8 protein-coding genes and 1 pseudogene are annotated in these 8,364 nt (G+C 43.8%); 1 reads left to right on the top strand and 8 read right to left on the bottom strand.

All coding sequences use genetic code 11. The annotated features are described in order from the left end of the window. The 8 genes from VF412_RS19390 to mazG form a co-directional block, all read right to left on the bottom strand. Positions 1–1,079: tetratricopeptide repeat protein (locus VF412_RS19390; protein ID WP_331340929.1), on the bottom strand; the 1,079-nt coding region annotated here is incomplete at its 3' end. Between the two features lies 1 nt (position 1,080). Then, a complete protein-coding gene (locus VF412_RS19385) occupies positions 1,081–1,575 on the bottom strand; it encodes a biopolymer transporter ExbD (protein WP_331340928.1) in 495 nt (164 codons plus the stop codon). A 4-nt stretch (positions 1,576–1,579) separates the two neighbouring features. Beyond that, on the bottom strand, positions 1,580–2,125 hold the full coding sequence (locus VF412_RS19380) for a biopolymer transporter ExbD (RefSeq protein WP_331340927.1): 546 nt from the start codon (positions 2,123–2,125) through the stop codon (positions 1,580–1,582). Between the two features lie 76 nt (positions 2,126–2,201). Then, on the bottom strand, positions 2,202–2,909 hold the full coding sequence (locus VF412_RS19375; RefSeq protein WP_331340926.1) for a MotA/TolQ/ExbB proton channel family protein: 708 nt from the start codon (positions 2,907–2,909) through the stop codon (positions 2,202–2,204). Then, positions 2,896–3,507 carry a PilZ domain-containing protein gene (locus VF412_RS19370; protein WP_331340925.1) on the bottom strand — a complete coding sequence of 204 codons (612 nt, stop codon included), beginning with the start codon at positions 3,505–3,507 and terminating at the stop codon, positions 2,896–2,898. The genes VF412_RS19375 and VF412_RS19370 overlap by 14 nt, the downstream gene beginning before the upstream one ends. Positions 3,508–3,520: 13 nt before the next feature. Next, entirely contained in the window at positions 3,521–4,591 is a 1,071-nt protein-coding gene (locus VF412_RS19365; protein ID WP_331340924.1) for a hypothetical protein, read from the bottom strand. 452 nt (positions 4,592–5,043) lie between these two features. Beyond that, a complete protein-coding gene (locus VF412_RS19360; RefSeq protein ID WP_331340923.1) occupies positions 5,044–6,357 on the bottom strand; it encodes a hypothetical protein in 1,314 nt (437 codons plus the stop codon). A 131-nt stretch (positions 6,358–6,488) separates the two neighbouring features. Beyond that, a complete protein-coding gene (gene mazG, locus VF412_RS19355) occupies positions 6,489–7,313 on the bottom strand; it encodes a nucleoside triphosphate pyrophosphohydrolase (RefSeq protein ID WP_331340922.1) in 825 nt (274 codons plus the stop codon). A gap of 107 nt (positions 7,314–7,420) precedes the next feature. Between mazG and VF412_RS19350 the strand changes: the two are divergent. Further along, positions 7,421–8,364: pseudogene (locus VF412_RS19350) on the top strand (HD family phosphohydrolase); the annotation flags it as partial.

Below are 8,364 nucleotides of genomic sequence, written 5' to 3'. Positions count from 1 at the left end.
ATTTGCAAGTGATCTAAAACTTTGTCGCGTTTTTTCAAAGTTTCATTGGCCTCAACAAGGGCCAAGTGAGATTTCACAACCTCTGGGCCTGTAGGGCGTTTATCGATGTATTCATCAAGGAAGATGTTCATCTCTTTTTGACGGCTGTGTGAATCGTAAAGTTTCGCAAGGTCACTCATCGACTGACCAAGTTCTTCTTCTGTCGTCAATTCTTCAAAGAAAGAATAAAGTTTGTTTGCTGGGTAAGTGTCACCGATGAATACTGTCAAATCGCGCAATGCTTCCTTACGAAGATTGTGGCGATTTGTTGGGACTTCACCATCTTGAAGCGGTGGATTGTTTTTCACAACCTCGACTAGTTTTTTGATGCCGTTGTCACTGTCATGAAGATTGTAGTAGGCCCAAGCCGCTTTATACATACCGTATGAATACACACGGCTTTGTGGGAATTGTTCCAAGCGTTTGAATTGATCCAAGGCCTCTGCGAATTTACCTTGTTCGTAAAGCAATTCACCCAAAGCCAATGTACCGTCGGGTACTAGTGGTGATTTTGGGAATTTTTGCAGAAGGCGAGCATAGAGAACGTCAGACTCTTTAAACAAACCCACTTGTTGATGGGCAAAGGCATTATTGAATAATACCGAGTCCATCTGATTGAAGTGAGGAAAGTCTGCTTCAATTTTAGTATAGATTTTAATAGCGCGTTTTACCGCTTCGGCACCTTTTTCATTTGGAACCGGGAAAGAAGAAAGCTTCATCATTGGAGTGTCTTTGTGCAAATCAAAGAAACGACCCGATTTAGATCTTCTCATATAAAGCTCAGCCAAACGATACCAAAGATCGCCTTCGTTTTTCGAGCCTTTGTTTTTAGCAATAATTTTTTGCAAAGACTCGATAGCTTTGTTTTCAGAGCGAGTGATCATAATCTCGCTGCTGAAGGCCTTTCTTTCATTGTCATTCTCGTTGGTACCGAGACGAACTTCCGGCAAAAGACCTTTTTCAGTTTCTGCGAAACAGTACATCGAAAATAAGTGGATCGCCAAAAGCAGGACGACTGTTTTACCAAAACGCAGTTTCATATTACTCTCCAACCAGGGTGACCAATTTCAACTGAGGAAAGCCAGCCATAGAAGCCGTGTACATAACTTTTCTTAAAGTTGCATACGGAAGTTCTTTATCAGCTTGCAAAAGGATTTTGCCTTCCTTGACATGAGATTTATCAGAGGTTTTCGCAATCTTATCAAGCTGCTCGAAAAGAGGCTTGATGAAGTTTGTGTCTTTCTCTTCTAAATCCTGTGGAAGGAAATCTGCGTTTTTCACATCAGCAATCTTAGTTTGGTCAATTTTAAGTGCATCATTCGACAAAGAAAGCTTGATCGCCTCGACCGGATTCGCTTGTGAAGCGGAAGACGGAAGGCGCAAGCCGTTCTCTGGAATGATCTGAACATCCGACGTTGAGTAGGTTTGGAGTAAGAACACCAGGAGGATGGTGAACATATCCGTCATCGAAGTGATGTTCAGTGCGAAAGTTGAATTCTTTTTTATATTGGGCTCATAGCGACGTCTGCGTGACATGGTGTTAGCCCTCCATCATGTTAGAGAATACGATCTCTGGAAACATGTATTGAGTATCGACGTTCTTTCCTTGCTTCGAATCGAACACAGGGAATTTCACGCTTGGATCATGAGCTTGACGGACTTCATCCATCACTTTCACGATTTCCTTGTAAGGAACGTGAGACTCGGGATTCAGCTCGAGCTTGAAGATTTCAGGATGAGCTTTTTTAACTTCAACCAGTTTCTGATGAAGAGCAGGCAAGTCGAACGCTCCATTTTTCAATGGAATGTGTTCCACTTTATCCTGACCTTTTTCAGTCACGACGATTGCAAAGCCATCTTTGCCATCGACTTCGAGAGCGATATTTGTAGGAGTTTTGTCTTGATCTTGTTTTTGAATGGCTTCACTGACGACCTGTGGCAGTTCAGTTTCGATCACCATCATTTGCACGAAGGCAGACGAAACTAGAAGAACCGGAACAAGTTTCACCATGACCGCGAGAAGGGGAGCCAAGTCCAAATCGAACTCACTATGGTGATTGATCTTAAGTTTTTTTGCGCGTCTCATACCTCACAATTTTACTCCGTCCTTCGCACGGAATACGTTTTTTACTTCCGTCCCACCACACCGGAAAGTCTCTCGGCTAAGAGACTTTCGCGCCGGGAGCAGGAGGCGTCATAGCAGCAGCGCTGACATGGTCAGGGAACACGTTTTGACGAGTCAAATTTGGGATATGTGCGCTTGTTAGAAGCTCAGCAAGTTTTCCGCATTTCTCTTGCATTTCTTCCATCAATTCATTTTGACGTGAAGTAAGGAAAGAGAAGAAAACCATCGCTGGGATCGCAACCGCAAGACCCAATGCTGTTGTATACATAGATACCGAGATACCTTGTGCCAACAGTGCTTGTTTTTGCGCAGGGTCCGCTTGTGCTACCGCTTGGAACGACAAGATTAGACCGTGGATCGTACCCAAAAGACCTAACAAGGTTGCCACGTTGGCAAGCATTGAAAGATAGTGCAGGCGTTTCGTATACAGAGGGATATTCTCAGACAAAGCAATGTCATGAGATTGGAAAATAGTATCGTCATCACGATCCGCTTTTTCCAAAATAGTTTTGAAGGCCGCTGCCAATGGTTTTTTCTCCAATTGGGCGCACATCAAAAGAGCTTCGTCTAATTTCTTTGCCAAAACCAAAGTTTGGATTTTGCCCATGAACTCTTCCGTGTTCATGCCGTACTCTTTATAGAGCATGCGTGCTCTTTCTGCGACTAGGATCAATGATCCAACACCAACTAGAAGAATCGTCCAGCCTACGAAGCCTGATTCATTCATGAATTTAAGAAATGCCATTTGTTTCCTCCTTGGCAACGCCACCACCGCGCGACCATTTTGTAAGTTGAGCTTGACCGTGTTCTTGCACCTGGAGGAAACGGACCGCGTAGTGCAAACCGGACTTAACGTTAAGTCTTTGTTTCGAATAGTTCTTACGAACAATCTCACAAAGAACATTGAATGATTCTGGATTCACATCAGATGTTCTGAAGTGAAGCAAGATTTGTTGACCTGGTTGAAGAAGGGGATCGTTCAAAAGAACTAAAGCCCCATTTTCACTGACAGAAACTGTTTGTCCATCAAAGAAAGCATGATCGTTGTGTGCATACACGGCAGTCACAAGATCCACGCGTGGAACTTTTCTGTCCTTAAAAGAGCCAGCCAAGTGATCTTTTGTTTCGATCAAACGACAAAGACGGTCTTTAGAAAATTCCTGAAGATCACCCACAAGAGTCCAATTCTCGAGGTGCGGTGCCCATACGAAGTTATAATCGTAAAGTTCGCCGTTTTGAATCATTGTAATCAAGGACTTATATTCGTAGGGACCATATTTCATGTCCCCGCGAAGGATAAACCATTCTTGACCTTTAGTAGCTGTTGCTTGTACCCCACCCATACAACACCTTTTCTTACAGTTTGATCGATACTGGATCAAACTTGATACTGATGCTTGCATTCGCCGCCGGCACCGAAGAGCCGTGGAATGTAAGAACCATTGAGGACTCATCATAAGTCCAACCGTTAGTTGCGTCTTGCGCTACATTCACCCCGTCGACTGTTACTACGATTGAAGAAACAACCGGAGCACGGCTCAATTTAAATGAGCTCGACAATTGAATGATAGAATCTGAAATCAATTGCAGTGAAGTACCGAAGTTGTCACAGATAGATGCTTTCACACCACCTGTAGCATCGGCGATTGCTGGGTAGCGTACAGAAATTTTCTGCGCCCCATTGTAGATTGAGTTGTAACAGCTTTGGTTCAATGTAGAGATTGAACTTACCGAGTAGTCTGTTCCTGCAACGCCACCAGTGTAGCTATTCAAGAAGTCTGTATATTTAGAAATTGGATATAAATAAGAACTGTTATAATCCTCGATCAAATTTGTTGTCGAGTTTGAAAAATCGTCTTCGTCACTCACGATAATGATAGCAAGGAATGCATCAGGACGACGGAAACCAGACGAAGTATTGAACGATTCGTTGCCAAGAGTTTGATAGAAGCTCTCAAATGCACGCTCGTCACCATTACCAAGTGTTCCTTGCTTGATATTAGTCTCGAAAACGCTGCTCATATTTGGAGTATTTTTATCGATCACATAATATCCAGAGTGAGTCGACGATTGGCCTGACACAAGAACCGCACCATCCCTGATGCGTGCTTTTGTACTTGTGGAGTAGAATTCCTTTTCCCAAGCGTCCGTCGTGGACACAGCCATGTGGAAGTCATAATTATATTGATTGAAACGAGAGATGAAGGACTGGAAGTTCGAAGCAAGGTTCGCCTGTGAAGTAGCCATAGAGCCAGAGTTGTCGATCACCCAAAGGATGTCGATTTTTCTAGGGACGTAGACTGCCTCTTGCTGGTAGTTAGCGGCGTCCGCCAAAGTAGAGTACGAGCCTCCACCTTTTGAGCATCCTGCTAGCATCGCGACAGCTGAAGCAAACATAACTGTCTTGCGTGCGATTCGGTTAACCATACTATTGCCCTCCTGAGCATCCCCACCACTGTTACGTGATGGAGTTAGTTTCGTAGAGAATGCAGAAAAACAGAAATGGCCCCTAAGTGTGCGAAATCTTTTTTTTATTTTTCGAAGGTCTCTTTTTGACACAAGATAAGTGGTTGAAATCATGGGGAATTGGCTAAATGGTCAGGGGCGAAATAATTTTTTGGTGTTAAAGGTGTGATCATTTTACTAAGAAATCTCGGCGTTCACGAAAGCTAAGTGCGCGTATTTTTGGGAAGTCTTTAAAGAGTGACAAACTTTTTTGCGTTCTTTTTTGAAGTGTGAGTTAGCACGGGGCCGAGATTTTCATCCTTAAATTTTCCGCGAAAAACTCTTCCTTCCTCGAGTCGGGAATCAAAAATTCTCCTCTGAAGTTCAAGTAAACTCGAGTGAAAAAGTCGAATATTTCAAGAATTATTTTCGGTCTAAGGACGAGTGGGAGTCAAAATATCGGCACTCATCCAGGCAATGCTGCTTTTGCAGTCGATATCATTGGGAAGCCAATTTTCGTTCTCAGCAAGAATAAGCGGGCAGAGGAGACGACGTTTTTGTGTTGCACTGAAAGCCTGCCACTTCGATGTCAGCGATGCTTTGATTTTATCAACAGCATCTTTTTTTAAAAGACCTTGTGCTAGTGCGGAATTTACAACATCAACCACGGGGACAGGAAGGCTTGCTCCATATTGATTGATGAACTTTGTCACGGACTCCGTGGATGTCATGTGCACGGTCACCGGAACATACGTGCCGGAAAGACTTTTCATTTTTGGGTCGGGTTTCACCATGTCCATACCCAAGCGACCAAGGGTCTTGGTGAAGTCTTGCTCGCGGCCCTCTTCCTTTTGGCCGTTAACGTAAGCGGTACTGAGGTATTTCTCTAAAGTAGGTTGAACACTTTTTCCACTAGGACCCACAGTTGTGAAGCCTGTGATGAAATTCGCCGACGAAAAAATATCTTTCATCTTCTCTGCAACACTTTGATCATAAGGCGTATAACGGCGCGCTGCGATTCTTTGGGCTGTGTGGGGAGCAACACCATCACCAATTAGAACATTCACGTACTCAGAGATTGAACGTGCATCTGCATTTTTACTCGCAAGGGTATTGCAGCCGAAAAGATAAACCTCTTTGATGGATTCAAAAAAATTTTGGCATTCAGCTTTCTGCTTAAAGGTCTGAAGATCTGTCATTGAGATTTCAAAGCCCTTATCACCCAAGAAGGAGTCAGCAAAGTGACCCGAGATCACGAGGATATCACAACGTACTTGGTTTTCGCAGCTGCGCTGTAGCCACTGGGAATCACGAGTGATAAAACGATCTGCCTCCGGTTGTGGAAGAAGTTCTAAAAAATTATAGGCAGTTGCTGGTAGGAATTTTTGAAAGCTTTGACGCTCTTCTTCAGAATTCACAGTGATCGTGCAAACCGTCTTTTTGCCATCTGCGGATGGGACAGCTTGATATTGGCCATGATACAAATCACCAGCACGATAGCTGATGTCTGCATTCTTGTTTTCCGTACAAGCCGAAAAACTATCCTGCGGGGTGAGGAAGGCTTTTTGAAATAAATTATTTTGGCAACTGACCATGGCTGGGGCGTGATCATGCAAGCAGTACTCTTGGGCCTCTCGCAAAGAGAGGCCTCCTTGGCCATAAAGACCACTGACGCAACTATCAAACGGGGAACCCGCGAAAGCCCGAGAGAAACTCAGAATAAGGCCGATCCAAACAAGGATTTTCATACCTGGTTTGGTAGCAATTTCTATGACGAAAAAATGTCGTTTTTTAGAGACCTAAAACGAAAGAGTTCGATTTAGACTAAGCCCAAAAGGACATGGCGGCGAACGTCACCGCCATGTTAGAAAACTAACGATCAAACCTTGGCTGTCTTTAAAATATTTTTTGCCTTAATCCAGTAAGACTCTTTGTCATCAAGGGTCAGATGGCCCCAATCTTTGCCGTCTTTATCTGCCAGGTCCACCATCAAGTTAAAGCGCTCTTCAAAGCGCGCATTGGCTTTGCGTAGAATTTGCTCTGGCTCCATTTTTAGATGGCGACCCAATTGCGCGAGCGAGAACAAGACATCTCCCAGTTCGTGTTCGATCTCTGCTGCAGAAACGGAATCAAGTGCTTCGCGCAGTTCATCCATTTCTTCTTCGACTTTCACCATGACACCTTCAACATTGTCCCAGTCGAATTTTAGTTTCTCGGTACGTTTGCCAATTTTGAAAGCTTTTTGCAGTGCGGGAAGGGGAGGCACATTCAAAGCATAAGCAGATTTCGGTGTTTCGCCTTTTGCGGCTTTTTCTTGTTTCTTAATCTCTTCCCAGTTTTGAATTACTTCGGCAGTATCTGCGACATTCACATCAGAAAATACATGGGGATGACGACGCACCAGCTTCTCAGAGATGCCTTCAATCACATCTGTAAAGTCGAATGCGCCGCGCTCAGAAGCCATTTGCGCATGAAGGATAACTTGGAATAGAACATCTCCTAATTCCTCTTTCATTTTGGCATCGCGAGAGGAGTCCTTGGTTTCTATGGCCTCAACCAATTCTGCTGTTTCTTCAATGGCGTATTGAGTGAGTGATTCATGGGACTGTTCTTTATCCCAGGGGCAACCATCTGGACCACGCAGGGAACGAACAATCTCGACCAAGGACTCAATGTGACGGAAATTCGCAGGAGGTTGTGGCATATTTAGCCTCGACTTTCTGATTGGGAAGAGCTTCAATGCTAGCCTAAAACAAAAGCCTAAAGGAAGATATTTTAAAGGGAATTTCGAGGAGATACGACTAATCGAATATGCAACGAAGTAAGAACTCTAAAAGGGGCGATAGCCCTTCGACCCGCGTCAATTACGAGGATCACAGTCTCAAGTTTTTAGACTGGGTGGACTCTATTGGTCTGGAGAAAACATTCTTTGGCCGCGTCGTGCAACTGATGGAAGAGAAGTTCTTTATTCGTCGTGCTGCTATGATCTTCCTGTATTGTGTCCTTTTATCTTACACAATCTTCTATCAATTCGATGTGCCTTATAACTTCAATGTCGGTGATGTTGCAAAATTCGATGTGAACTCACCGATTGCCTTCGAAATGACAGACGAGGTGACAACTGAAGAAAAACGCCTGAAAGCAGAGTACGCTGTTCCCGTGGTATACGATTTCGATACCAGTGTGTTTGAACGCGTTTCCCAGGGATTGATCCACTCCTTTAGAACATTAAGAACCTATTATCGCGAAACCAGTTGGCCAAAAACTTCGGCAGGTTATCGCGATCAAGTGAAAGATTTTTTCCAATATAAAAAGGAATTCGAAAAAGAGCTGGGAACGACGGTTTCTGATTTTATGTTCGAATGGTTAATTGATAATAAATTCAGTCCGCGCATTGAAGCGGTTTTGATTCGTAATCTTGAAAACTGGTATGAAAAGAAAATTGCAGAGGCTCCGGATCGTTTTATTCCTATTGCACAAAACAACGTTGTTGCCCGCATTGTTCATAAAAACAACCTAGGTCGCGAGTTCTCGATTCCACGTAATGACGTTCTGGATCTGCAAGAGCCTGAAAATTTCAATCTTGACGATAAAAAAGACCTGGAAAGATTCTCTGAAAGTGATCGTGCCAATATTCTTTATTTCGGCAGGTCCTTGCTCGTTCCGAATCTGACATTGAATAAGCAAGAAACAGCAAGCCGCCGTCAGGCCGCCCGCGATGCCGTGATTCCAGTGAATATCACCATTAAGAAGAA

The organism is Bdellovibrio sp. (genome assembly GCF_036384735.1).
In the GTDB taxonomy this organism is placed as follows: Bacteria; Bdellovibrionota; Bdellovibrionia; order Bdellovibrionales; family Bdellovibrionaceae; genus Bdellovibrio.
Note: the sequence above shows the minus strand (reverse complement) of the source record. Positions and strands in the feature narration are given on the sequence as shown.